The 20,950-nt window shown below is 72.9% G+C and carries 21 protein-coding genes; 4 read left to right on the top strand and 17 right to left on the bottom strand.

Annotated elements, in window-relative coordinates:
* Nucleotides 1–501 precede the first annotated feature (501 nt).
* The 14 genes from cbiE to ACZ52R_RS13295 form a co-directional block, all read right to left on the bottom strand.
* On the bottom strand, nucleotides 502–1,758 hold the full coding sequence (cbiE, locus tag ACZ52R_RS13360) for a precorrin-6y C5,15-methyltransferase (decarboxylating) subunit CbiE (RefSeq protein ID WP_465617009.1): 1,257 nt from the start codon (nucleotides 1,756–1,758) through the stop codon (nucleotides 502–504).
* Nucleotides 1,759–1,963: 205 nt separating this feature from the next.
* A complete protein-coding gene (locus ACZ52R_RS13355) occupies nucleotides 1,964–2,599 on the bottom strand; it encodes a GNAT family N-acetyltransferase (protein ID WP_465661821.1) in 636 nt (211 codons plus the stop codon).
* Nucleotides 2,600–2,799: 200 nt separating this feature from the next.
* Nucleotides 2,800–3,624 carry a MetQ/NlpA family ABC transporter substrate-binding protein gene (locus ACZ52R_RS13350; RefSeq protein ID WP_465617005.1) on the bottom strand — a complete coding sequence of 275 codons (825 nt, stop codon included), beginning with the start codon at nucleotides 3,622–3,624 and terminating at the stop codon, nucleotides 2,800–2,802.
* Between the two features lie 58 nt (nucleotides 3,625–3,682).
* Complete coding sequence (locus ACZ52R_RS13345) at nucleotides 3,683–4,414, bottom strand: methionine ABC transporter permease (protein ID WP_465617003.1); 732 nt, start codon at nucleotides 4,412–4,414, stop codon at nucleotides 3,683–3,685.
* A complete protein-coding gene (locus ACZ52R_RS13340) occupies nucleotides 4,411–5,451 on the bottom strand; it encodes a methionine ABC transporter ATP-binding protein (RefSeq protein ID WP_465753480.1) in 1,041 nt (346 codons plus the stop codon). Before ACZ52R_RS13340 ends, ACZ52R_RS13345 begins: the two co-directional genes overlap by 4 nt.
* 563 nt (nucleotides 5,452–6,014) lie before the next feature.
* Nucleotides 6,015–6,515 carry a GNAT family N-acetyltransferase gene (locus ACZ52R_RS13335; protein ID WP_465616999.1) on the bottom strand — a complete coding sequence of 167 codons (501 nt, stop codon included), beginning with the start codon at nucleotides 6,513–6,515 and terminating at the stop codon, nucleotides 6,015–6,017.
* A 254-nt stretch (nucleotides 6,516–6,769) separates the two neighbouring features.
* Nucleotides 6,770–7,027, bottom strand: a complete 258-nt coding sequence (locus ACZ52R_RS13330; RefSeq protein WP_360498401.1) for a sigma-70 RNA polymerase sigma factor region 4 domain-containing protein — start codon at nucleotides 7,025–7,027, stop codon at nucleotides 6,770–6,772.
* 107 nt (nucleotides 7,028–7,134) lie between these two features.
* Complete coding sequence (gene argH / locus ACZ52R_RS13325) at nucleotides 7,135–8,559, bottom strand: argininosuccinate lyase (RefSeq protein ID WP_465753479.1); 1,425 nt, start codon at nucleotides 8,557–8,559, stop codon at nucleotides 7,135–7,137.
* Nucleotides 8,560–8,735: 176 nt separating this feature from the next.
* Nucleotides 8,736–9,284 (bottom strand): arginine repressor, encoded by a 549-nt coding sequence (locus tag ACZ52R_RS13320; RefSeq protein ID WP_360343103.1) that lies wholly within the window; start codon nucleotides 9,282–9,284, stop codon nucleotides 8,736–8,738.
* A gap of 23 nt (nucleotides 9,285–9,307) precedes the next feature.
* A complete protein-coding gene (locus ACZ52R_RS13315) occupies nucleotides 9,308–10,513 on the bottom strand; it encodes an acetylornithine transaminase (RefSeq protein ID WP_465753478.1) in 1,206 nt (401 codons plus the stop codon).
* Nucleotides 10,510–11,385 (bottom strand): acetylglutamate kinase, encoded by an 876-nt coding sequence (gene argB / locus ACZ52R_RS13310; protein WP_360498539.1) that lies wholly within the window; start codon nucleotides 11,383–11,385, stop codon nucleotides 10,510–10,512. Before argB ends, ACZ52R_RS13315 begins: the two co-directional genes overlap by 4 nt.
* Nucleotides 11,386–11,473: 88 nt before the next feature.
* Nucleotides 11,474–12,628: a bifunctional glutamate N-acetyltransferase/amino-acid acetyltransferase ArgJ gene (gene argJ / locus ACZ52R_RS13305; RefSeq protein WP_465662026.1), complete on the bottom strand. Its 1,155-nt coding sequence runs from the start codon at nucleotides 12,626–12,628 to the stop codon at nucleotides 11,474–11,476.
* 68 nt (nucleotides 12,629–12,696) lie between these two features.
* Nucleotides 12,697–13,725: an N-acetyl-gamma-glutamyl-phosphate reductase gene (gene argC, locus ACZ52R_RS13300; protein WP_465753477.1), complete on the bottom strand. Its 1,029-nt coding sequence runs from the start codon at nucleotides 13,723–13,725 to the stop codon at nucleotides 12,697–12,699.
* Nucleotides 13,726–13,863: 138 nt separating this feature from the next.
* A complete protein-coding gene (locus tag ACZ52R_RS13295; protein ID WP_465753476.1) occupies nucleotides 13,864–15,063 on the bottom strand; it encodes a methyltransferase in 1,200 nt (399 codons plus the stop codon).
* A 96-nt stretch (nucleotides 15,064–15,159) separates the two neighbouring features.
* Between ACZ52R_RS13295 and ACZ52R_RS13290 the strand changes: the two genes are divergently transcribed.
* Both ACZ52R_RS13290 and ACZ52R_RS13285 read left to right on the top strand, forming a co-directional pair.
* Entirely contained in the window at nucleotides 15,160–15,564 is a 405-nt protein-coding gene (locus ACZ52R_RS13290; protein WP_360498391.1) for a VOC family protein, read from the top strand.
* Nucleotides 15,565–15,638: 74 nt separating this feature from the next.
* Entirely contained in the window at nucleotides 15,639–16,013 is a 375-nt protein-coding gene (locus ACZ52R_RS13285) for an RNA-binding S4 domain-containing protein (RefSeq protein WP_360498389.1), read from the top strand.
* Nucleotides 16,014–16,079: 66 nt separating this feature from the next.
* Here the strand turns inward: ACZ52R_RS13285 and ACZ52R_RS13280 are convergent, their stop codons facing one another.
* Together ACZ52R_RS13280 and ACZ52R_RS13275 are read right to left on the bottom strand one after the other, a co-directional pair.
* A complete protein-coding gene (locus ACZ52R_RS13280; protein ID WP_465661813.1) occupies nucleotides 16,080–16,586 on the bottom strand; it encodes an FBP domain-containing protein in 507 nt (168 codons plus the stop codon).
* A gap of 268 nt (nucleotides 16,587–16,854) precedes the next feature.
* Nucleotides 16,855–17,739, bottom strand: coding sequence for an SAM-dependent methyltransferase (locus ACZ52R_RS13275; protein WP_465753475.1), 885 nt, complete (start codon nucleotides 17,737–17,739; stop codon nucleotides 16,855–16,857).
* Between the two features lie 210 nt (nucleotides 17,740–17,949).
* Between ACZ52R_RS13275 and ACZ52R_RS13270 the strand changes: the two genes are divergently transcribed.
* On the top strand, nucleotides 17,950–18,858 hold the full coding sequence (locus tag ACZ52R_RS13270) for a polysaccharide deacetylase family protein (RefSeq protein ID WP_465753474.1): 909 nt from the start codon (nucleotides 17,950–17,952) through the stop codon (nucleotides 18,856–18,858).
* A 73-nt stretch (nucleotides 18,859–18,931) separates the two neighbouring features.
* Here the strand turns inward: ACZ52R_RS13270 and ACZ52R_RS13265 are convergent, their stop codons facing one another.
* Nucleotides 18,932–19,750: an SDR family NAD(P)-dependent oxidoreductase gene (locus tag ACZ52R_RS13265; RefSeq protein WP_465616981.1), complete on the bottom strand. Its 819-nt coding sequence runs from the start codon at nucleotides 19,748–19,750 to the stop codon at nucleotides 18,932–18,934.
* Between the two features lie 308 nt (nucleotides 19,751–20,058).
* Here ACZ52R_RS13265 and ACZ52R_RS13260 point away from each other — a divergent pair, with 308 nt between their 5' ends.
* Entirely contained in the window at nucleotides 20,059–20,928 is an 870-nt protein-coding gene (locus tag ACZ52R_RS13260; protein WP_360498379.1) for a 3-hydroxybutyryl-CoA dehydrogenase, read from the top strand.
* The last annotated feature ends 22 nt before the right edge of the window (nucleotides 20,929–20,950 follow it).

The raw sequence follows: 20,950 nt of genomic DNA, 5'->3' as shown, positions 1-20,950 counted from the left end.
GGCCGCTGCCGCGCCCTTGGCGACACGATCACCGATCGCAGCGCCCATCCGCACGGGCCGGGCCTGCACCGACCCGCCCCTCAACCACACGCGGCCGCCGCGCCGTGGCGCTGCGGCCCAAGTCCTTCCGGCGCGCTGCGGCACCCCGGCCCTGCGCACCGCCCACACGGAGCGGCGCGTCGTCTGAAACAACGACAACCCGGAGCAACCGGCACGACCGCACCGGACCCTACGGCATTCTCCAGGTCCGGCACGAGGCTCGTCGAATTGCCCACACTCCGAGCGGAAGCGGGTTGCACCACGTCAAAAAGGTGACAAACCGACCGAATCGGGTGGGTCGCCGACCACTGCAGCCGCCCAGGACGTCACACTACCGGCCCGGCGCGGTCACCTCTCGAATCGGTGTCCGGATGCGACCTGGATCACCGTCCGGGCGGCGCGCGCGCCATGTCCGTGCCACCGCCCGCGCCACCGTACGGCCCCGGCGCGCGCCCGAGGCCTTCACACGATCTGCTCACCCCAGAGCACCAGCGCGCCGGTTGCGCCCGCCCCCAGCTCCAGCCCGCCGCCTTCCCCCGCGGACCGCAGCGGGGTCGACTGGAGCAGCGCGCCGTCCGCCCGGTAGCCGGCCTCGCCGATCGCCCGGCGGACCTCCTCCGCCTCGGCGAAGGTCCGGGCCAGCGCGACGAACCGCTCCGGCTTGCGGGCCAGCACCGCCCGCACCACATCCGGTCCGCCGGACTCCACCACCGCCGCGTCCGGCTCCGGCAGGCCGCCCAGCACCTCGGGGCCGCTCCCGTGGACGGCCTCCACCTCGACGCCGTACCGGCGGGCGTTGACGGTCAGCCGGGCGCAGGCCGAGCGGGAGGCCTCGACCGCGACCACGGCGGCGCCGAACCGGGCCGCCTCCACCGCGAGGGCGCCGCTGCCCGCGCCGACCGACCAGACCAGGTCCCCGGGACGTGCACCCAGACGGGCCAGCACCAGGGCGCGTACGTGCGCGGGAAGCGCGTCCGACGCGCCCGTCTCACCACCCGTGCGCCCGGCGCCCGCGTAGGCGTCACCGGGGAGCGCCCAGCCGCGCTCCGCGCCGGGGTAGCCGATCGGGCGCCCGGCCAGCCAGCCGGCCGCCTGGTCCACCGCGCCGGTCCGGGCGCCGCCGCCGATCACCAGCACCACGTTGGGGTCCCGCCACACGTGGTCGGCGATCCGGTCGGAGGTGAGGACGGTGACGTCCTCCTCCGGCGTGCCGAGAGCCTCGCAGACCACGAAGGTCCGGTGCACCCCGCGCAGCATCAGGGCGAGTTCGGCGGGCCCGGCACCCGGGGCGGTGAGCACCGCCACCTTGGGGTGGGCCCGGCAGATGTTGGCCGCGCGGCGCAGCCGGCCGCCGTGGGCGCTGACGACCTGGGCGTCCTCCCAGGGCATGCCGGCCCGGGCGAACGCGGTGGCGACGGAGGAGACGGCGGGCAGCACCTCGAGTTCGAGGCCGTACTCGGGACGGCGCAGGGTGCGCACCACGCCGAAGAAGCCCGGGTCGCCCTCGGCGACCACGACGGCGGCGCCGCGGTGCTCGGCGATCCGACGGGCGGCCTGCCGGATGTCGCCGAGGGCGATCCGCTCGGCGGCCTCCGGCACCGGGAGGGCGCTCAGTTGGTAGGGGGCTCCGGCCACCAGGGTCGCCGCGGCGAGGGCCGCACCGGCGGCCTCGGTCAGCGGCGTGCCGTCCCACCCGATGACCGTGATCCGGTCAGCCATCTGCGGCCGTTCTCCCTCGACTCGGTGCGCCACTCGCTGCGCCGTCCACGGCGCCGGTCAGAGGCTACCGGGTGTGATCCCCCAGGGGCCGACATCCCGTACACATGTCCGTGACGAGCGGGTGGCCGACGGAAGTGTCGTGCGGATCCGGTCGCGCGGCTTCAGTCCCGCGGGTCCGGACCCGCGGGTTCAGTCCCGCGCCGGTTCAGTCGCGCAGCACGTAGCGGTGGTCGCCGTGCCAGCCGTCCCGGTGCAGCTCGGGCGATTCCAGGTCCTCGGGGAGCAGGCTCCACAGGATGAGGTCGCTGCGGCTCTCCTCGACCACCTCGCCGGACTCGCCCCGCACTATCCAGGCGCTGCGCAGCACGCCCTCGCTGATACCACCGATCTTCTGGGTGACCTGCTGGGCGGCGGTGTTCCCGGCGGCGGTGCGCATCTCCAGACGCAGGAAGCCGCGGTCCTCGAACAGCCACTGGGCGACGCCGAGGACGGCCTCCGGGGCGTAGCCCTCGCCGCGCGCCCAGGCGGCGGTGACGTACGAGATCTCGGTGCTGCGCAGCCGCCAGTCGGTGTTGCGCAGCTCGACCAGGCCGACCAGGCGCTGGGTCAGGTGTTCGGTGACGGCGAGGACGATGCCGCGCCCGGCGGCCCGGTGGGCGGGGGCGAGGGTGCGGGCGAGCTCGGTCGCGTACGCCTCGCTGAAGGGGTGCGGGAGGTCCGTCCAGGCCAGGACGAGGTCGTCGGCCATCATCGCGGCCAGGCCGGGGGCGTCGTCATCCGCAAGGGGTCGCAGCAGCAGCCGTTCGGTGCTGATGGCGGTCTCGGGGAAGCTCGCTGCCATGCCGTCTCTCCTCGCCGGGTCGTGAACACAACACCGTACGCCTCCGTCGCACTCCGGGTACCACGTGGTGCGCCGCGCGCACGACGGTACGTCAGAACACCGTCGCCCGGGGCGTCCCTGGTGCATACTGCCCGACCGGGCCCCCGCCGAGGTGCGGCGGGGGCCCGGTCGGGCGGTGCGGCGTACGGCGGTACGACGGATCAGAAGGCCGGGATGACCGAGCCCTGGAAGGTGTCGTTGATGTACTTCTTGACCTCGTCGGAGTGCAGCAGCTCGGCGAGCTTCTTGACCCGCGGGTCGTTCTCCTTGCCCTTCTTGACGGCGAGGATGTTGGCGTACGGGTTGCCGTCGGCCTTCTCCAGCACCAGCGCGTCGGTGGCCGGCTTCAGGCCGGAGTCGAGGGCGTAGTTGCCGTTGATGACGGCGGCGTCGAGGTCGGCGATGGAGCGGGGCAGCTGGGCCGCCTCCAGCTCCTTCCACTTGAAGTGCTTCGGGTTGCCCGTGATGTCCGCCGGGGTGGCGGCGGTGCCGGCGCCGTCCTTGAGGGTGATCAGCTTGTTGTCGGCGAGCAGCTTGAGCGCGCGGCCCTCGTTGGTGGCGTCGTTCGGCAGGCCGATGGTGGCGCCGTCCGACAGGTCGGCGATCGCCTTGACCTTCTTGGAGTAGACGCCCAGCGGCTCCAGGTGCACCGCCTCGACGGAGACGATGTCGGTGCCGTTCTTCTTGTTGAAGTCCTCCAGGTACGGGACGTGCTGGAAGTAGTTGACGTCGGCCGAACCGTCCTGCACCGCCGTGTTGGGGGTCACGTAGTCGGTGACCTCCTTGATGTCGAGCTTGAGGCCGGCCTTGTCCGCGAGGTTGTCCTTGACGAACTTGAGGATCTGCCCGTGCGGGGTGGGGCTGGCGACGACCTTGAGCGGCGCGTTCGGGTCCGAGGAGGACGAGCCCGAGCTGCTGCAGGCGGCCAGCGACAGGGCGAGGCCGGCGGTGGCGAGGACGCTGGTGAACTTCAGAACGTTGCGCACGAAAAGTGCCTTTCTGCGTGATGCGGGGAGCCGCGTCCGGAGGTCGGACGAGGGAGGTCTAGGAGGCGACGAGGTCCTCGTCGGCGGTGGTGGCGGCACGCGGGCGGAGCAGGCGGGTGCGTCCGCCGCCGCGGCCCCGGTTCGCCAGGCGGCGCACGGCGTAGTCACCGGCCAGCTGGATGATCGTGACGATGATCGCGATCTCGGCCACGATGATCCACATGAAGGCGGTCTCGAAGCGCAGGTAGCCGTAGCGGTAGGCGAGGTCGCCGAGGCCGCCGCCGCCGACCGTGCCGGCCATCGCGGAGTAGCCGATCAACGCGATGACGGTGGTGGTGATCGAGGCGACGATGCCGGGAAGGGCCTCGGGCACCAGCGTCTTGCGGACGAGCGTCCAGGTGCTGCCGCCCATCGCCTGGACGGCCTCGATCAGGCCCCGGTCCACCTCGCGGACGGAGGTCTCGACCAGCCGGGCGAAGAACGGGATCGCTCCGACGGTCAGCGGCACGGTGGCCGCCTGCCAGCCGAGGGAGTTGCCGGTCAGCCATCGGGTGAAGGAGATCAGCGCGATCATCAGGATGATGAACGGCATCGAGCGCGCGAGGTTCACGACCGCGCCGAGCACCTTGTTCACCGGCTGGTTCTGCAGCGCTCCGCCCTTGGAGGTGAGCACCAGCAGGACACCGAGGGGCAGCCCGAGAAGGACGGTGCAGACGGTCGCGACCCCGACCATCTGGAAGGTCTCCTGGGTGGCGGGCCACATCAGCTCCTGCATCTGGTCCCAGGTCATGCCACCGCTCCGTTCGCCGCGCCGATGCCGTCCGAGCCGAGGAGGGCCACCTGCAGGCCCTGCTCGCGCAGGTAGCCGATCGGCACCACGTTGTCCTGGTGGTTGCCGGGCAGCTCGACCCGCATGCGCCCGACCATCCGGCCGGCGACGGTCTCCACGGCGGCGCCGAGGATGTTGATGTCGATCTGGTAGGTGCGGGCCAGCTGGGAGACGAACGGCTGCGCCGGGGTGTCGCCCTGGAAGGTGATCTCCAGCACGGTGGAGCAGGGGTGGCCGGTGCCGAACTCGCTGAGCGGGAACAGCTCGCGGGCCAGCTCGGAGCCGGGCTCGGCCAGCAGGTCGGTGAGCTCGCCGGACTCGACCACCTTGCCGCCGCGCATCAGGGCGGCGGAGTCGCAGACGGACTTGATGACGTCCATCTCGTGGGTGATCAGCAGGACGGTGAGGCCCAGCTGCTGGTTGAGGTCGCGCAGCAGCTTGAGGATCGAGCGGGTGGTCTCCGGGTCGAGCGCCGAGGTGGCCTCGTCGGAGAGCAGCACCTTGGGGTCGCCGGCCAGGGCGCGGGCGATGCCGACGCGCTGCTTCTGGCCGCCGGAGAGCTGGTTGGGGTAGCTGCGGGCCTTGTCGCCGAGGCCGACCAGGTCGAGCAGTTCGGCGGCCTTGCGACGGCGCTGGGTGCGGTCCAGGCCGACGATCTCCAGCGGGAGTTCGACGTTCTGCTGCACCGTCCGCGAGGAGAGCAGGTTGAAGTGCTGGAAGACCATGCCGATCCGGCGGCGCGCCTCGCGCAGGTCCCGTCCGGCGCGGTTCTCGCCGCCGGACAGCGCGGTGAGTTCGACCCCGTCCACGGTGACGGTGCCGGAGGTCGGGCGCTCCAGCATGTTCACGCAGCGGATGAGGGTGGACTTGCCGGCACCGCTGGTGCCGACGACGCCGTAGACCTCGCCCGGGCGGACGTGCAGGTCGACGCCGGCGAGGGCGGTCACCTCGCGGCCTCGGGAGCGGTAGACCTTCGTGAGGTCCGTGGTGGTGATCACAGCAGCTTCCGGGGGGTCGGGGGCGGGCGGCGTGGGTCGACCGCCCGACCGGGTTGCGGTCGACGGCTTCTTACGGCGCTTCGCCGGGGGGATCCGGACCTGCCACCCCTTGATCGTGGCCGCTGGGCGGCCGGGCCGCGCGACGGCGTGGCCCTTAGGAGTCACCGGCGCCCGCACGTGGGCGGGCATGGCGAAGGGAGGGGTCCGGGAGGATGGGCGCGCTCGGACAGGCGGGAGCGGCGCCGGAGTCTCGCTTCGGGGCGCGAGGAGAAGGCACCCGCGGAGGGGTGCCGGGGGCGATGGCCCTCAGCAGTGACACATTCGACGGCACATGGCACGCTCACCTGCCGGCAGCGTGCCGGTGGGGGTCCAGTTCGTCGTCGCAGTCATGTGAGCCAGTAAAACAGATGGTTCGAGGTACGCCCAATTGTTTGACGGCGCTGTCCGCAATGCGGACATCTAACGCTGTGACCAGCAGTGATACGACTCGGCGCCGCCACCGGATCGTCCGGATGGTGGCGGCGCCAAGCGGCGGGGCGAGGTGTGGGGTGCGGCCGTCGGGCTCAGGCCGTCGCGGCCAGCTCCGCGGCGGCGGGCTTCTCCAGGTGGACGAAGCTCAGCCGGGCGTTGACCTGCTCGACCCGGGTCTGCCGGTAGCCCTGGCGGGCGTACAGCCGCAGGTTGCCGAGGCTGCGGTGGCCGGTGAACAGGCGGTAGGCGGACACCGGGCCCTCCTCGGCGAGCCGGCGCTCCAGCGCGTCCAGCAGGCGGCCGCCGAGGCCGTGGCGCTGCATCCGCGGGTGGACGACCAGACGCCCTATCCGGCCGACGCCGTCGGCCTCGACGCGGCCGCGGACGGTGCCGACCACCTCGTCGCCCAGCCGGGCGACCAGGAAGTGCTGCTCGGCCAGTTCGGCGCGCAGGCTCTCCAGACTCTGCGTCAGGGGCTCGATCGCCCAGTCGCCGTACAGCTCGGCCTCGGACTGGTAGCCGAGGTACTGGAGCTTGAGGATCTGCTCCGCGTCCTCGACCGCCGCGGCCGAGATGATCACGCTCATGCCCATGTGGAGGGGCCTCCCCAGTCGTCGTGCCCGGCGCGCAGAGGGTGGCGCGCTCACGCTCAGTATCCGAGTGATCGCGTCACCGTCAAGAGCTGCGTTCGCCAGCGCTCTACCCGGGTGTCAGCTTCCCTCAACCTTCGGGGGGACAGACGTGAGCAGGGTCACCCCGGTCGGGGAGGGGGTGGTGGAGCGGGGCGCACGGCGGAGAACGCGAGCCGGGGAGTACGGACGGACGCGCACGACGTCACCCCCGCGCCTCACGGGTACCGCTCCGCGTGGAGCAGCGTGCGCAGGCAGGCGAGGCAGCGGGAGCGGGTGGGGCCGATGGAGCCGCGGGGCATGCCGAGGCGCTCGGAGAGTTCGCGGTAGGTGGGCGGCGGGTCCTCGGCGAGGGCGGCGATCAGCTGCGGGCAGCGGCCGGGCAGGGCGGCGACGGTCTCGCGGACCACGCGGCGGCGGCGTTCGGCGAGGTAGACGTCCTCGGCGGAGGGGACGGCGGGAAGGGTGGCGCACACACCGTGCATGACGCCCGGCGGCCGGACCGGTTACGCCCGGGCCGTGGCGCGGACGCCGGAGGGGCGCGCCGGTCGGACCGCCGCGCCCCCTGCCTGCCGACCTCCGGTCAGCCCTGGACCCACTCCTGCTGCCGCGCCAGGTCCGCCCTCACCTCGGCGAGCTGGACCGCGACCGCCGAGGGGGCGGTGCCGCCGCGCCCGTTCCGGGACGCGATGGCGCCGTGCACGCTGAGCACCGAGCGCACCTCCGGCGTCAGGTGCTCGGAGATCGCGGCGAACTGCTCGTCCGACAGGTCGGACAGCTCGATGCCCTGGGCCTCGCAGGCCTTGACACAGGCGCCGGCCACCTCGTGCGCGACCCGGAACGGCACGCCCTGCTTGACCAGCCACTCGGCGATGTCGGTGGCGAGCGAGAAGCCGGCCGGGGCGAGCTCCTCCAGCCGCTCCCGGTGCACGGTGAGGGTGGCCATCATCCCGGTGAACGCGGGCAGCAGCACCTCCAGCGTGTCGCAGGAGTCGAAGACCGGCTCCTTGTCCTCCTGCAGGTCCCGGTTGTAGGCCAGCGGCAGTGCCTTGAGGGTGGCCAGCAGGCCGGTCAGGTTGCCGATCAGGCGGCCGGACTTGCCCCGGGCGAGCTCGGCGATGTCCGGGTTCTTCTTCTGCGGCATGATCGAGGAGCCGGTGGAGAAGGCGTCGTGCAGCGTGATGAAGCCGAACTCCTTGGTGTTCCAGATGATCACCTCCTCCGCGATCCGGGAGAGGTTGATCCCGATCATCGCGGTCACGAAGGCGAACTCGGCGACGAAGTCGCGCGAGGCCGTGCCGTCGATGGAGTTGCCGACCGAGCCGCCCTCGAAGCCGAGGTCGGCGGCGACGGCCTGCGGGTCGAGGCCGAGCGAGGAGCCGGCCAGCGCCCCGGAGCCGTACGGCGAGACGGCGGTGCGGGTGTCCCACTGGCGCAGCCGCTCGGCGTCCCGGCCGAGGGCCTGCACGTGCGCGAGGACGTGGTGGGCGAAGAGCACGGGCTGGGCGTGCTGGAGGTGGGTGCGGCCCGGCATGGCGGTGTCCGGGTGCGCCTCGGCGAGGCCGACGAGGGCCTGCTGGAGGTCGAGCAGCAGGCCGCCGATGGTCTTCGCGTGGTCCCGAAGGTACATCCGGAACAGGGTGGCGATCTGGTCGTTGCGCGAGCGCCCGGCCCGCAGCTTGCCGCCGAGCTCGGCGCCGAGGCGCTCCAGCAGGCCGCGCTCCAGGGCGGTGTGGACGTCCTCGTCGGCGACGGTGCCCGTGAAGGTGCCCGCCTGGACGTCGGCGAGCAGCCGGTCGAGGCCGTCCAGCATGGCGGCCAGCTCGTCGTCGGAGAGCAGCCCGGCCTTGTGCAGGACCCGGGCGTGGGCCTTGGAGCCGGCGATGTCGTACGGCGCGAGGCGCCAGTCGAAGTGGACCGAGGCGGACAGCTTGGCCAGCGCCTCGGACGGGCCGTCGGCGAAGCGCGCGCCCCAGAGGCGGACGTCGGAGGACTGCTGGGCGGTCATCGCGTTGGCTCCTTCAGACATGTGCAGCGGATAGCATAAGTATGCACGACAGCGTATGAAACACAAAACCCCTGAAACGCCGAAACCCGGCCGGACGGGATCCGTCGGGCCGGGGTCGCGCCGGGAGTTGCGGCGGGCTGTGCCGGGGTCACGCCCGGGTTGCCGGAGTCCGGGCGCTACTGCGCCTTCGCCTGGGCGAGTTGCATGAGGTGGTCGGCGAGCGCCTGGCCGCCGGCCGGGTCGCGGCTGATCAGCAGGACGGTGTCGTCGCCGGCGATGGTGCCGATGATCTCGAACACCTCCGCCTGGTCGATCGCCGAGGCGAGGAACTGGGCGGCGCCCGGCGGGGTGCGCAGCACGACCAGGTTGCCGGAGGCCGTCGCGGAGACCATCAGCTCACCGGCCAGCCGGGCCATCCGGCCCTCGCTGGCCGACTCCCCCATCGGCGCGCGCGGCGTGCGGTCGCCGCCCTCGGCCGGGACGGCGTAGATCAGCGCGCCGTCCCGGTTGCGGATCTTGACCGCGCCCAGCTCGTCCAGGTCCCGGGAGAGGGTGGCCTGGGTGACCACGAGTCCGTCGTCGGCGAGCAGCTTGGCGAGCTGGCTCTGCGAACGCACGGGCTGGCGGGTGAGCAGGTCCACGATCCGCCGGTGGCGCGCGGTGCGGGTCTGCGGGACCTGCGGCGTCGGGCCGGTGGCGGAGGGGCCGGAGTGGGAAGCGGTCATGTGATTATTCTCCCGGACGACGGTCAACTCGCATCGGTCGGGGCGTTCTCGCGCACCGTCCGGAGGATGCCCGGCAGGGCCGCGAGGAAGGCGTCCGCCTCCTGCTCGGTCAGCACCAGCGGCGGGGCGAGTCGGACGGCGTCCGCGACGGCCGCGTTGACCAGGTAGCCGGCCTCCTGCGCGACGGCCTGGACCCGGGCCGAGACCGGCGCGGTGAGCACGATGCCGAGCAGCAGACCGGCCCCCCGCACGTGCGAGACCAGCGGGTCGCCGATCGCCTCGACACCGTGCCGCAGCCGCTCGCCGAGCTTGCGGACGTGCTCCAGCAGGCCCTCGGACTCGATGGTGTCCAGCACCGCGAGCCCGGCCGCGGCGGCCACCGGGTTGCCGCCGAAGGTGGTGCCGTGCTGGCCCGGGGTGAGCAGCTCGGCGGCCTCCCCGAAGGCGAGGGTGGCGCCCATCGGCAGGCCGCCGCCGAGCGCCTTGGCCAGGGTGACGACGTCCGGCTCGACGCCCTCGAAGGCCTGGTGGGCGTACCAGTGGCCGGTGCGGCCGACGCCGGTCTGGATCTCGTCCAGCACGAGCAGGGTGCCGGTGGCCCGGGTGATCTCGCGGGCCGCCCTGAGGTAGCCGTCCGGCAGCGGGATCGCGCCGTTCTCGCCCTGGATCGGCTCCAGGAAGACCGCGGCGGTGTCGGTGGTGACGGCCGCGCGCAGCGCCTCGACGTCGCCGAACGGGACGTGGGTGACGTCGCCGGGCAGCGGGCGGAACGGGTCCTGCTTGGCGGGCTGGCCGGTGAGCGCGAGGGCGCCCATGGTCCGGCCGTGGAAGGCGCCCTGGAGGGCGACCAGGTGGGTGCGGCCGGTCCGCCGGCTGATCTTGAACGCCGCCTCGTTGGCCTCGGCGCCGGAGTTGCAGAAGAACACCCGGCCGCCCGCCCGGCCGTCCAGCTGCAGCAGCCGCTCGGCGAGGGCGATGGTGGGCTCGGCCATGAAGAGGTTGGAGACGTGGCCGAGGGTGGCGATCTGCCGGCCGACCGCCTCGACGACGGCCGGGTGGGCGGTGCCGAGGGCGTTGACGGCGATGCCGCCGAGCAGGTCGGTGTACTCCTTGCCGTCGGCGTCCCAGAGCTTGCTGCCCGCGCCGCGCACCAGCGGGATCCGGGGGGTGCCGTAGTTGTCGGTGAAGGTGTGCTGCCACCGCTCGGTGAGCTGCTCGTTGTGCGTCATGCCAGTCCCCCGGTCACGGTCGGCTCGTCGTCCGGCACGACCATCGTGCCGATGCCCTCGTCGGTGAAGATCTCCAGCAGCAGGCTGTGCGGCACCCGGCCGTCCAGGACGCGGGCGGTGCCCACGCCGGAGCGGACGGCGCGCAGGCAGCCCTCCATCTTGGGGAGCATGCCGCTGGCCAGGTCGGGCAGCAGCTCCTCCAGCTCGCTCGCGTTGAGCTGGCTGATCACGTCGTCGGAGTTCGGCCAGTCCTTGTAGAGGCCCTCGACGTCGGTGAGGACGACGAGCATCTCGGCGCCGAGCGCGACCGCGAGGGCGGCGGCGGCGGTGTCGGCGTTGATGTTGTAGACGTGGCCGTCGGTGCCGCGCGCGATCGAGGAGATGACCGGGATCCGGCCGTCGGCGATCAGCGCCTTCACCGCGCCGGCCTCGATGTTGACGATGTCGCCGACCAGGCCGATGTCCACCTGCTCGCCGTCCACCACCGCGTAGCGCTTCACCGCCGTCATGGTGTGCGCGTCCTCGCCGGTCATGCCGACGGCGAACGGGCCGTGCCCGTTGAGCAGGCCGACCAGCTCGCGCTGCACCTGGCCGGCCAGCACCATCCGGACCACGTCCATGGTCTCCGGGGTGGTGACCCGCAGACCGTTGGTGAAGCTGGACTCCAGGCCGAGCTTGTCCAACTGGGCGCTGATCTGCGGGCCACCGCCGTGCACCACGACGGGGTGCAGCCCGGCGTAGCGGAGGAACACGACGTCCTGGGCGAACGCCGCCTTGAGCTCGTCGTCCACCATGGCGTTGCCGCCGAACTTGATCACGACGGTCTTGCCGTGGAAGCGCTCCAGCCATGGCAGCGCCTCGATCAGGGTCATGGCCTTGGGCAACGCGGTGTTGTTGCGGGCCTGTTCGCCCTTGGGTGCGATCTGCACGGGTTTCCCTCGTCGGAACGGATGTCGCGGATCAGGTGGAGTAGGCGCTGTTCTCGTGGACGTAGTCGGCCGTGAGGTCGTTGGTCCACACCGAGGCACCCGCGGTGCCGGCGTTGAGGTCCGCGGTGATGACGACCTCGCGGCCCTTCATGTCCACCAGGTCGCGGTCCTCGCCCACGCCGCCGTCCTTGCAGACCCAGACGCCGTTGATGGCGACGTCCAGCCGGTTCGGGTCGAAGGCGGCGGAGGTGGTGCCGATCGCGGCCAGCACCCGGCCCCAGTTGGGGTCCTCCCCGTGGATGGCGCACTTGAGCAGGTTGTTGCGGCTGATCGTCCGGGCGACCTCGACCGCCTCGTCCTCGGTGGCGGCGCCGGTGACGTCGATCCGGATGTCCTTGCTCGCGCCCTCGGCGTCGCCGATCAGCTGGCGGGCCAGATCGCCGCTGACCGTGCGGACGGCCTCGGCGAACTCGGCCTGGTCCGGGGTGATGCCGGTGGCGCCGGAGGCGAGCAGCAGCACGGTGTCGTTGGTCGACATGCAGCCGTCGGAGTCGATCCGGTCGAAGGTGGAGCGGGTGGCGCCGCGCAGGGCCGCGTCCAGGGCGGCGCTGTCGACGGCGGCGTCGGTGGTGAGCACCACCAGCATGGTGGCGAGGCTCGGGGCGAGCATGCCCGCGCCCTTGGCCATGCCGCCGACCGTCCAGCCGGCCGGGCTGGTGACCTGGGCGGTCTTGTGCACGGTGTCGGTGGTCTTGATGGCGATCGCGGCGGCCTCCCCGCCGGTCTCGCTGAGCGCCCCGGCCGCCAGGGCGACCCCGGGCAGCAGGATGTCCATCGGCAGCCGGACACCGATCAGGCCGGTGGAGGCGACCGCGACCTCGCCCGCGTTGAGCTTCAGCTCCTCCGCGACCTTCTCCGCGGTGGCATGGGTGTCCTGGAAGCCGAGCGGGCCGGTGCAGGCGTTGGCACCACCGGAGTTGAGGACGACGGCGGAGACCTGGCCACCCTTGAGGACCTGCTCGGACCAGAGCACCGGCGCGGCCTTGACCCGGTTCGCGGTGAAGACGCCGGCCGCGGCGAGCGAGGGGCCGTCGTTGACCACCAGGGCGAGGTCCGGGGTGCCGGAGGCCTTGATGCCGGCGGTCACCCCGGCGGCGCGGAAGCCCTTGGCGGCCGTCACGCCCACGTTGGCGCCGGGGCCCGGGTTGGCGCCGGGGCTGGCGTTGTTGCCGGTGCTCACGTTGTTGCCGGTGCTCACGGTGCGACTCCGTTCACGGGAAGGCCCAGCTCCTCGGGCAGGCCCAGGGCGATGTTCATGCTCTGCACCGCGCCGCCCGCGGTGCCCTTGACCAGGTTGTCGATCGCGCTGATCGCGATGATCCGCCCGGCGGCGGCGTCCAGGGCGACCTGGACCAGGGCGGTGTTGGCGCCGTAGACGCTGCTGGTCTGCGGCCACTGCCCCTCGGGCAGCAGGTGGACGAAGGCCTCGTCCGCGAACGCCTCGGTGTAGGCGGCGCGCAGGCTCTGGGCGGTCACACCCGGCTTGGCCTTCGCCGAGCAGGTGGCGAGGATGCCGCGCGGCATCGGGACGAGGGTGGGGGTGAAGGAGACGGTGACCGGCTCGCCGGCGAGCGGGCTGAGGTTCTGCATCATCTCGGGGGTGTGCCGGTGGACGCCGCCGACGCCGTACGGGCTGACGCTGCCCATCACCTCGCTGCCCAGCAGGTGCGGCTTGGCGGCCTTGCCCGCGCCGGAGGTACCGGAGGCGGCGACCACCACGGCCTCCGGCTCGGCGAGTCCGGCCGCGTACGCGGGGAACAGCGCGAGCGAGACGGCCGTCGGGTAGCAGCCGGGCACGGCGATCCGGTTGCTGCCCTTCAACGCGGCGCGGTGGCCGGGGAGTTCGGGCAGGCCGTAGGGCCAGGTGCCGGCGTGCGCGGAGCCGTAGAACTGCTCCCAGTCGGCGGCGGCCTTGAGCCGGAAGTCGGCGCCGCAGTCGACCACCAGCACGTTCTGGCCGAGGGCCTCGGCGACGGCGGCGGACTGGCCGTGCGGCAGCGCCAGGAACACCACGTCGTGGTCGGCCAGCACCTCGGGGGTGGTGGGCTCGAGGACGCGGTCGGCGAGCGGGATCAGGTGCGGCTGCAGCGCGCCCAGCCTGGTGCCCGCGTTCGAGCCGCCGGTCAGCGCCCCGATCTCCACCTCCGGGTGGCCGAGCAGCAGGCGCAGCACCTCGCCACCCGCGTACCCGCTCGCTCCGGCGACGGCGACTCGCAATGCCATGGCGTTCCTCCTTAGTCGTGGCATGAATATACGCGCGGGGGAAAATCCATGCAAGGAGTATGTGCCGGGGCCCGGCGGGGCGGCCGCGGGCCGGTGAGTCCCCGGTCAGCCGCCGGCCAGGCGCCGGTCAGCCGCCGGTCAGCGCTTGACGGCGCGCAGCACCACGAACTTGGGGTTGCCCGCCACGAGTTGGCAGTTGCCGAAGAGACGGCGCAGCTTGACGTGGTAGCCGAGGTGACGGTTGCCGACCACCCAGAGTTCACCGCCCGACCGCAGCGCCCGCTTGGCGCCGGTGAACATCCGCCACGCGGTGGCGTCGGTGGTGGCCTGGTGGGAGTGGAACGGCGGGTTGTTGAGCACCAGGTCCACCGAGCCGGGGGCGACCACGTCCGCCGCGAGCGCGTCGGCGGCGCGGAACTCGGCCGGGGCGTCCGGGCCCAGGTTGGTACGGAAGGTCTCCTCGGCGGAGGCCACCGCCTGGTGCGACTCGTCCACGAAGACCAGCTCCGCGCCGGGCCCGGCCAGCGCGGCGGCCGTCCCGACCACGCCGTTGCCGCAGCCGAGGTCCACCACCCGGGCGCCCGGGGCGGGGGTCGGCAGGTGGGCGAGGAGGAAACGGGTGCCGATGTCGAGCCGCTCGGCACAGAAGGTGCCGGCGTGGTTGACCACCGTACGGCCGGACGCGGGGCCGATGTCCGACGGCAGCGCGTAGCGGTGCGGCCACGGGTTGGGGCCGGGGTCGAGCGCCGGGTCGGGGGTGCAGAAGATCAGCCGGGCCTTGCGGACGGCGAGCGAGGTGCGGGTCGGGCCGAGGATCCGCTCGAAGAGCTGGAGGGTGGAGGTGTGGATCTCGGTGACCATGCCGGCGCCGATCACCACGGTGCCGGCGTGGATCGCGGGGGCGAGCCGGTGCAGCTGGTCCTCCAGCAGGGCCAGGCTCTTGGGGACGCGCACCAGCAGCACGTCGATCCGCTCCGGCGGGGTGTCCCGGGTGGTGAGCAGCCGGTCCTGGTCGACGGCGGCGCCGGCCCGGGCCAGGTTGGCCAGGGTGGCCTGCCGGCCGAGGTGGGAGTCGGAGATCTGGACCGGCCGGTGCTCGGCGAGCGCGGTGGTCAGCGCGCCCCAGCGGTCGCCGAGGACGGCGATCCGGCGGCCGGCCAGCTCGGTCGCGGCGCCGGACGCGCTGTCCGCCTCGCCCGCGAGGTGGCGCAGCAGGTACTCGTCGGCGGCGTCCCAGGCCCGGAGCCGCTCGCGCGGGTCCGCAGGGAAGCGGGTGAGGTCGAAGGTGCCCCACGGGGTGGAGAACGGGGTCGCGGCGGGCGTGGTCTGGGGATTCATCGTGTTCTCAGGCTATCGGACGGACACCGGGGAACTGTTTTGGAAGAACGCCGCCGGACGGATACTGGAAGAGCCCGACCGAGAGGGGTGAGGGCGATGGACTGGAAGCTCGAAGTCGTAGTGGTCCCGGTGTCCGACGTGGACCGCGCGAAGCTCTTCTACGAGGAGCAGGCCGGCTTCACGGTGGACCACGACACCCGCCTGCGGGACGGGGTCCGGGTGGTCCAGCTGACTCCCCCGGGCTCGCCGTGCTCCATCGTGGTGGGCCAGGGGGTGATCGACTCGCCGCCCGGCTCGGTCAAGGGCCTCCAACTGGTGGTGGCCGACATCGAGAAGGCCCACGCCGAACTGGCGGCGCGGGGCGTACCGGTCAGCCCGGTCCAGCACTTCGTGGCGGGAGCCCGGGTGAACGGGCACGGCGAGGCCTGGAACAACTTCGTGTTCTTCAACGACCCGGACGGCAACGGCTGGGCGGTGCAGGAAGCGCCGACCGCCGCGTAGGCCCCGACCGCCGCGTAAGCCCCCGGCCGCTGGTAACCCCCGACCGGACCGGATCGCTTGGGTAGGCTCCGAGGATGGCTGAACACGAGGGAAGCGTGCGGGTGGACAGCTGGATCTGGTCGGTCCGGCTGGTCAAGACGCGGGCGCTGGCGGCGGCCGCCTGCCGGGCCGGGCACGTCCGGGTGAACGGTGAGCGGGCCAAGCCGGCCCAGGCGCTGAAGCCCGGGGACGAGGTCCGGGTCCGCGAGGAGAACCACGAGCGGGTCGTCGAGGTGCGCAAGCTGATCCGCAAGCGGGTCGGCGCCGAGGTGGCGGCGGAGTGCCTGGTCGACAACAGCCCGCCGCGGCCGCCGCGCGAGTTCGTCGCGGCGGCCGGGGAGCGGGACCGCGGGGCCGGGCGCCCGACCAAGCGGGAGCGCCGCGAACTGGACCAGCTGCGCGGGCAGTGAGAGCCCTTACGCGGCGCTCAACGCGGCCGGCTGCGCGACGCTTCACCAGGCGGGCTACACGGCGGGCTACGCGGCGGTGTCGGTGAGCACCCTGGCGAGGAAGGCGTCGAGGTTGCTCATCGTCCGGGCGACCTGGTCCTCCAGCGACAGCGACTCCTCGGGCCGGGTGACCAGGGCGGACTTCTTCAGCCCGCGCACGTAGAGCGAGCAGGCGAGGTCGGCGCAGATGTACGTCCCGACCGTGTTGCCCTCGCGCCCGGCCGCGCCGGCCCGCCGGCCGGCGAGCAGCGCGACGCCGCTGCCGGCGTGCGCGGTGATGCACAGCGAGCAGACGTTGGTCTTGGTCAGGCTGCGCCGGACCGTCGGCACCCGCAGCGTCACACCGACCAGCTCGCCGCCGTGCGGGGCCACCAGGTAGGCGCGGTCGGGCGCGCCCTGGTCCCGCCAGCCCAGGAAGTCCAGGTTCTCCCACGGCAGTTCGGCCAGGCCCCGGGGCAGGTTGAGCCGACGGGCCTCGCCCTTGGAACAGTTGACGAAGGACGCGCGGATCTCGTTCTCACTCAGGGCTTCCATGCCGCGGAAGCTAGCACCGCCCCGCACACCCTGTCGCGTCAATTTCGCCCGGTTCTCCCTGTTCGTACGGGGTGCTCGGCCTAACGGCGAGCCGCCCCAGGGCGTCGGCGACGGCGGTGGGGAGGGGTGGCAGGGCGGTGGTCACGGCGCAGGCCACCCGGGGCGGTGAGGGGTTGTCAGTGGCGGTGCGTAGGCTGCGGTGGCCCGGTCCCGGCGCAGGAGGGAGGCGCCGGGACGGGGCTGGGTCACGTCCGATCGCGAGCGCGGACTACTTCTTGAACGCGACGCCCGCGTACGCGGACACGTCCTGCCAGCCCTCGGGCAGTTCGATGGTGGGGACGTGGCCGGCGGTGGGGCGCCAGAGCGGGAGCTGCACGAGCCCGGGGCCGACGAACTCGAAGTCGCCGAAGAAGGGTTCGACCCCGGCCCGGGGGCGCAGGACGAGCGGGGCGCTGGCGCTCCGGTAGATCCGGGTGCCCTCGGCGGCGCTCTCCCGGGAGGCGAAGTCCGGGCTGCCGTGCGAGAGGATCAGCGCGCTGCCGGGGGCGAGCGCGTCGCGCAGGGTGCGGACGATCTGCTGCGCGCCGTCCTCGTCGCGGATGAAGTGCAGGACGGCGACCAGCATCAGCGCGACGGGCTGGGAGAGGTCGACGGAGGCGGCCAGCCCGGGGTGGGCGAGGATCGCGGCCGGGTCGCGCAGGTCGGCCTCGATCACCGAGGTGTGCCCGGCGGGGTGGCTCGCCAGCAGGGCGCGGGCGTGGGTGGCGACGATCGGGTCGTTGTCCACGTACACCACGCGGGCGTCCGGGGCGACCCGCTGGGCGACCTCGTTGGTGGAGCCGACGGCCGGGATGCCGGTACCTATGTCGACGAACTGGCGGATGCCCCGGCCGGCCGCGAACTCCACGGCGCGGCCGAGGAACTGCCGGTTGGTGCGGGCCAGCAGCGGCAGCGCCGGATAGGCGGCTATCGCGGCCTGGGCGGCCTTGCGGTCGGCCTCGAAGTTGTCCTTGCCGCCCAGGTAGTAGTCGTACATCCGGGCCGTGTGCGGGATGCCGGTGTCCAGCTCGCTCGGCGGCTGCCAGTGGTCCGCTCTGGCCCAGTGCCAGTCGGTGTCGGCCGCCCCGCCGGTCGCCGCGGTGTCCTTGTGCATCCTGTTCCGCCCCCAATGCGCCATGCCGGAATTGTGCGACCGCCCGTCAACAGGCGGTGCGCGGTGATCGTATCCAACGACACACCGTGGAAACAGCGGGAGTTCAGGTTTACGCAACACCCGTAGACAGAGTGTGTGCACGTCAAGGACGGTCCGGACCCGGTCATACCGGATCGCCCGCCGGTGCCGCCCTCTCTATGCTGGCTGCCGATGACTGCCGACCGCCGCACCGTACTGCGCACCGCCGCCCAGCTGGCCGCCCTCACCGCCGCCGGTGGCCTCGTCACCGCCTGCGGCACCGGCGCACCCCGCCGGGCCGACCCCGGGGCGCTGGCCGCGCACCCCGGCACCGTCGACCCGCAGCACAACACCGACCCGGCCTGGAACGGCAGCGAGGGCCCGGCCTCCCCCGCGCCGACCGCCGCGGCGGAGCCCCAGCCCGCCACCGAGTCGACCCCGGCCACCGCCCAGGCCTCCGCCCCGCCGACCCCGCCTCCGCTGCCGCCGCTCGCGCCCGGCACCCCGGTCGAGGTCGTGTACGGGCCGCGCACCGGCAAGAACGTGGCGCTCACCGTCCACGGCAGCGGGGACCCGAAGCTCGCCACCGCGCTGCTGGAGATCGCCGAGCAGCGCGGCGCCAAGCTGACCGTGATGGTCGTCGGCAGCTGGCTCGACCAGCAGCCGCAGATGGCCCGGCGGATCCTGGACGGCGGCCACGAGCTGGGCAACCACACCCAGAACCACCTCAACATCTCCGCCATGACGCCCGACCAGGCGCGCGCCGAGATCGCCCAGTGCGCCGACCGGCTGCAGAAGCTCACCGGCTCGATCGGCCGCTGGTTCCGGCCCTCCGCCGCGCAGTACGCCACCCCGATGGTGCGCGAGCAGGCCAAGGCCGTCGGCTACGAGCACGTGCTGTCCTTCGACGTCGACCCGCGCGACTACAACGACCCCTCGGCCGCCGAACTTCAGCGCCGGGTGCTGAACTCGGTGCGCGGCGGCTCGGTGGTGGCGCTGCACATGGGCCACCAGTGCACGGTGGACGCGCTGCCGGCCATCCTGGACGGCCTCGCCAAGGCCGGGCTCAAGCCGGTCACCGCCAGCCAGCTCTGCGCCTGAGCCCCCCACCGCACCGGATCGCACCGCGCCGGATCGCACCGCACCCAGCGAGGCCCGCACCCCGCGGGCCCGGTCAGACCATCGGGTCGTCGTCCTTGTACGGGCGCAGCCGCAGCGTGCGGGCGTCCGAGGCGCGGATCGCCTCGGCCCGGTCGACCAGCTCCGCCAGGTCGTCCCGCCCGGCGTGGATGAACCGCCCGTGCAGCGCGTCGAAGCGGCCGCGGGCGGCGTCCACGGTGACGGCGACCATGTACGGGATGGAGCCCCAGCTCGTCGTGGACCGGAACATCGGCATCCCGGCGGTCATGTCGGTGGCGACCGCGCCCGGACTGATGTCGAGGACGACGACGTCGTGCCGGGCGAGCGAGTCCGCCATGTTGTCGGAGAGCTGGAGCAGCGCGCCCTTGGACGTGGCGTACGCGGTGTAGTTGCCGTCCGGGCGCAGGGCGAAGCCGGAGTTGAGGTTGACCACCCGGCCGTGCCGTCGGGCGACCATGCCGGGCAGTACGCAGCGCAGCAGGTTGTAGGGGCCGCGCAGGTTGGTTTCGATCACCTGCCACCACTGGTTGGCGTCGGTCTCCCAGATCGGCACCTCGGCGCGGTCGACCTGGCCGGCGTTGTTGACCAGCAGGTCGATCGGGCCGAGGTCGCGTTCGACGAGCCGGACGGCCTCGCGCACCGATCCGGGGCGGGTGACGTCGGCGGTGACGGCGACGCCGCGGGAGCCGTGTTTGACGCACTCCTTGAGGGTGTCGGCCAGCGTCTCGTGGGTGCGGCCGACCAGGCCGACGGCCATTCCCTCGGCGGCCAGGCCGATGGCGATCTCCCGGCCGATGCCCCGGCCGGCGCCGGTGACCAGGGCGACCTGTCCTGCGAGCGATCCCGTCGACACCGTGTGTGCTCCCTTCCCGCCCCCGGCCTGTGCGCTGGTCCGTCCCCGGCCCCCACCTGCGGCATTCTGTCGGCCGCCGGGCGGCGGTGGCCCCGGGCGCACGGGCCGGAACCGCCGCCTCACCCGTTCGGGGGAATCGCCCGCGGTGGCACTCCTCCGGGGAGGGGGTGACCTACTGGCCGGTACGGAGTAGTAACGTCGTCGGGGCGGTGACCGGTGCACCCATTCCGGTACACCGACCCGCTGACCAGCAGCTCGCTGGGCCACCTGTCGCTGGGCGACCCCCAGCACCACCGAAGGGCAACTGAGTGAGTGACATCGCGCGCGTCGGAGTAGTCGGCTGTGGCCTGATGGGGTCGGGCATCGCCGAGGTCTTCGCCCGGGCCGGGCTGGATGTCCTGGTGTCGGAGGCCAGCGGTGAGGCACTGGAGTTCGGCCGCACCCGGCTGACCAACTCCCTGGACACGGCGGTCAAGCGCGGCAAGCTGACCCCCGAGCTGCGGGACGAGGCGATGTCCCGGCTGTCCTTCACCGTCGACCTGTCCGACTTCGCCGACCGCGACCTGGTGGTCGAGGCCGTCGCCGAGCGCGAGGACATCAAGGTCAAGATCTTCCAGACCCTGGACCAGGTCATCGAGCGCCGCGACGCGATCCTCGCCTCCAACACCTCGTCGATCCCGATCGTGAAGCTGGCCGCGGCCACCTCCCGCCCGGAGCAGGTCATCGGCCTGCACTTCTTCAACCCGGCGCCGGTGCAGAAGCTGGTCGAGGTCATCCCGACCCTGACCACCTCCGCGACCACCACCGAGCGGGTCGAGGCCTTCGCCTCCCAGGTGCTCGGCAAGGAGCCGATCCGCGCCCGCGACCGGGCCGGCTTCGTGGTCAACGCGCTGCTGGTGCCGTACCTGCTGTCCGCGGTGCGGATGTTCGAGTCGGGCGTGGCCACCGCCTCCGACATCGACAAGGGCATGGAGGCCGGCTGCGCCCACCCGATGGGCCCGCTGCGGCTGTGCGACCTGATCGGCCTGGACACCATCGTCTCGATCGCCGAGTCGATGTACGACGAGTACAAGGAGCCGCTGTACGCCGCTCCCCCGCTGCTCTCCCGGATGGTCGACGCGGGCCTGCTCGGCCGCAAGTCCGGCCGCGGCTTCTACGACTACACCGCGAGCGCCTGACTCCTCGGGGTGCCGCGAAGCG

Source organism: Kitasatospora sp. NPDC034023, from assembly GCF_055575795.1.
This window is presented reverse-complemented; position numbering and strand designations above follow the sequence as displayed.

Excerpts from the sequence above, each read along its gene's own strand:
- cbiE (WP_465617009.1), bottom strand. The coding sequence starts at position 1,758 with ATGGCTGACCGGATCACGGTCATCGGGTGGGACGGCACGCCGCTGACC.
- ACZ52R_RS13355 (WP_465661821.1), bottom strand. The coding sequence starts at position 2,599 with ATGGCAGCGAGCTTCCCCGAGACCGCCATCAGCACCGAACGGCTGCTG.
- ACZ52R_RS13345 (WP_465617003.1), bottom strand. The coding sequence starts at position 4,414 with ATGACCTGGGACCAGATGCAGGAGCTGATGTGGCCCGCCACCCAGGAG.
- ACZ52R_RS13335 (WP_465616999.1), bottom strand. The coding sequence starts at position 6,515 with ATGGGCATGAGCGTGATCATCTCGGCCGCGGCGGTCGAGGACGCGGAG.
- argH (WP_465753479.1), bottom strand. The coding sequence starts at position 8,559 with ATGACCGCCCAGCAGTCCTCCGACGTCCGCCTCTGGGGCGCGCGCTTC.
- ACZ52R_RS13320 (WP_360343103.1), bottom strand. The coding sequence starts at position 9,284 with ATGACCGCTTCCCACTCCGGCCCCTCCGCCACCGGCCCGACGCCGCAG.
- ACZ52R_RS13315 (WP_465753478.1), bottom strand. The coding sequence starts at position 10,513 with ATGACGCACAACGAGCAGCTCACCGAGCGGTGGCAGCACACCTTCACC.
- argB (WP_360498539.1), bottom strand. The coding sequence starts at position 11,385 with ATGACCCTGATCGAGGCGCTGCCATGGCTGGAGCGCTTCCACGGCAAG.
- argC (WP_465753477.1), bottom strand. The coding sequence starts at position 13,725 with ATGGCATTGCGAGTCGCCGTCGCCGGAGCGAGCGGGTACGCGGGTGGC.
- ACZ52R_RS13295 (WP_465753476.1), bottom strand. The coding sequence starts at position 15,063 with ATGAATCCCCAGACCACGCCCGCCGCGACCCCGTTCTCCACCCCGTGG.
- ACZ52R_RS13290 (WP_360498391.1), top strand. The coding sequence starts at position 15,160 with ATGGACTGGAAGCTCGAAGTCGTAGTGGTCCCGGTGTCCGACGTGGAC.
- ACZ52R_RS13285 (WP_360498389.1), top strand. The coding sequence starts at position 15,639 with ATGGCTGAACACGAGGGAAGCGTGCGGGTGGACAGCTGGATCTGGTCG.
- ACZ52R_RS13280 (WP_465661813.1), bottom strand. The coding sequence starts at position 16,586 with ATGGAAGCCCTGAGTGAGAACGAGATCCGCGCGTCCTTCGTCAACTGT.
- ACZ52R_RS13275 (WP_465753475.1), bottom strand. The coding sequence starts at position 17,739 with ATGCACAAGGACACCGCGGCGACCGGCGGGGCGGCCGACACCGACTGG.
- ACZ52R_RS13270 (WP_465753474.1), top strand. The coding sequence starts at position 17,950 with ATGACTGCCGACCGCCGCACCGTACTGCGCACCGCCGCCCAGCTGGCC.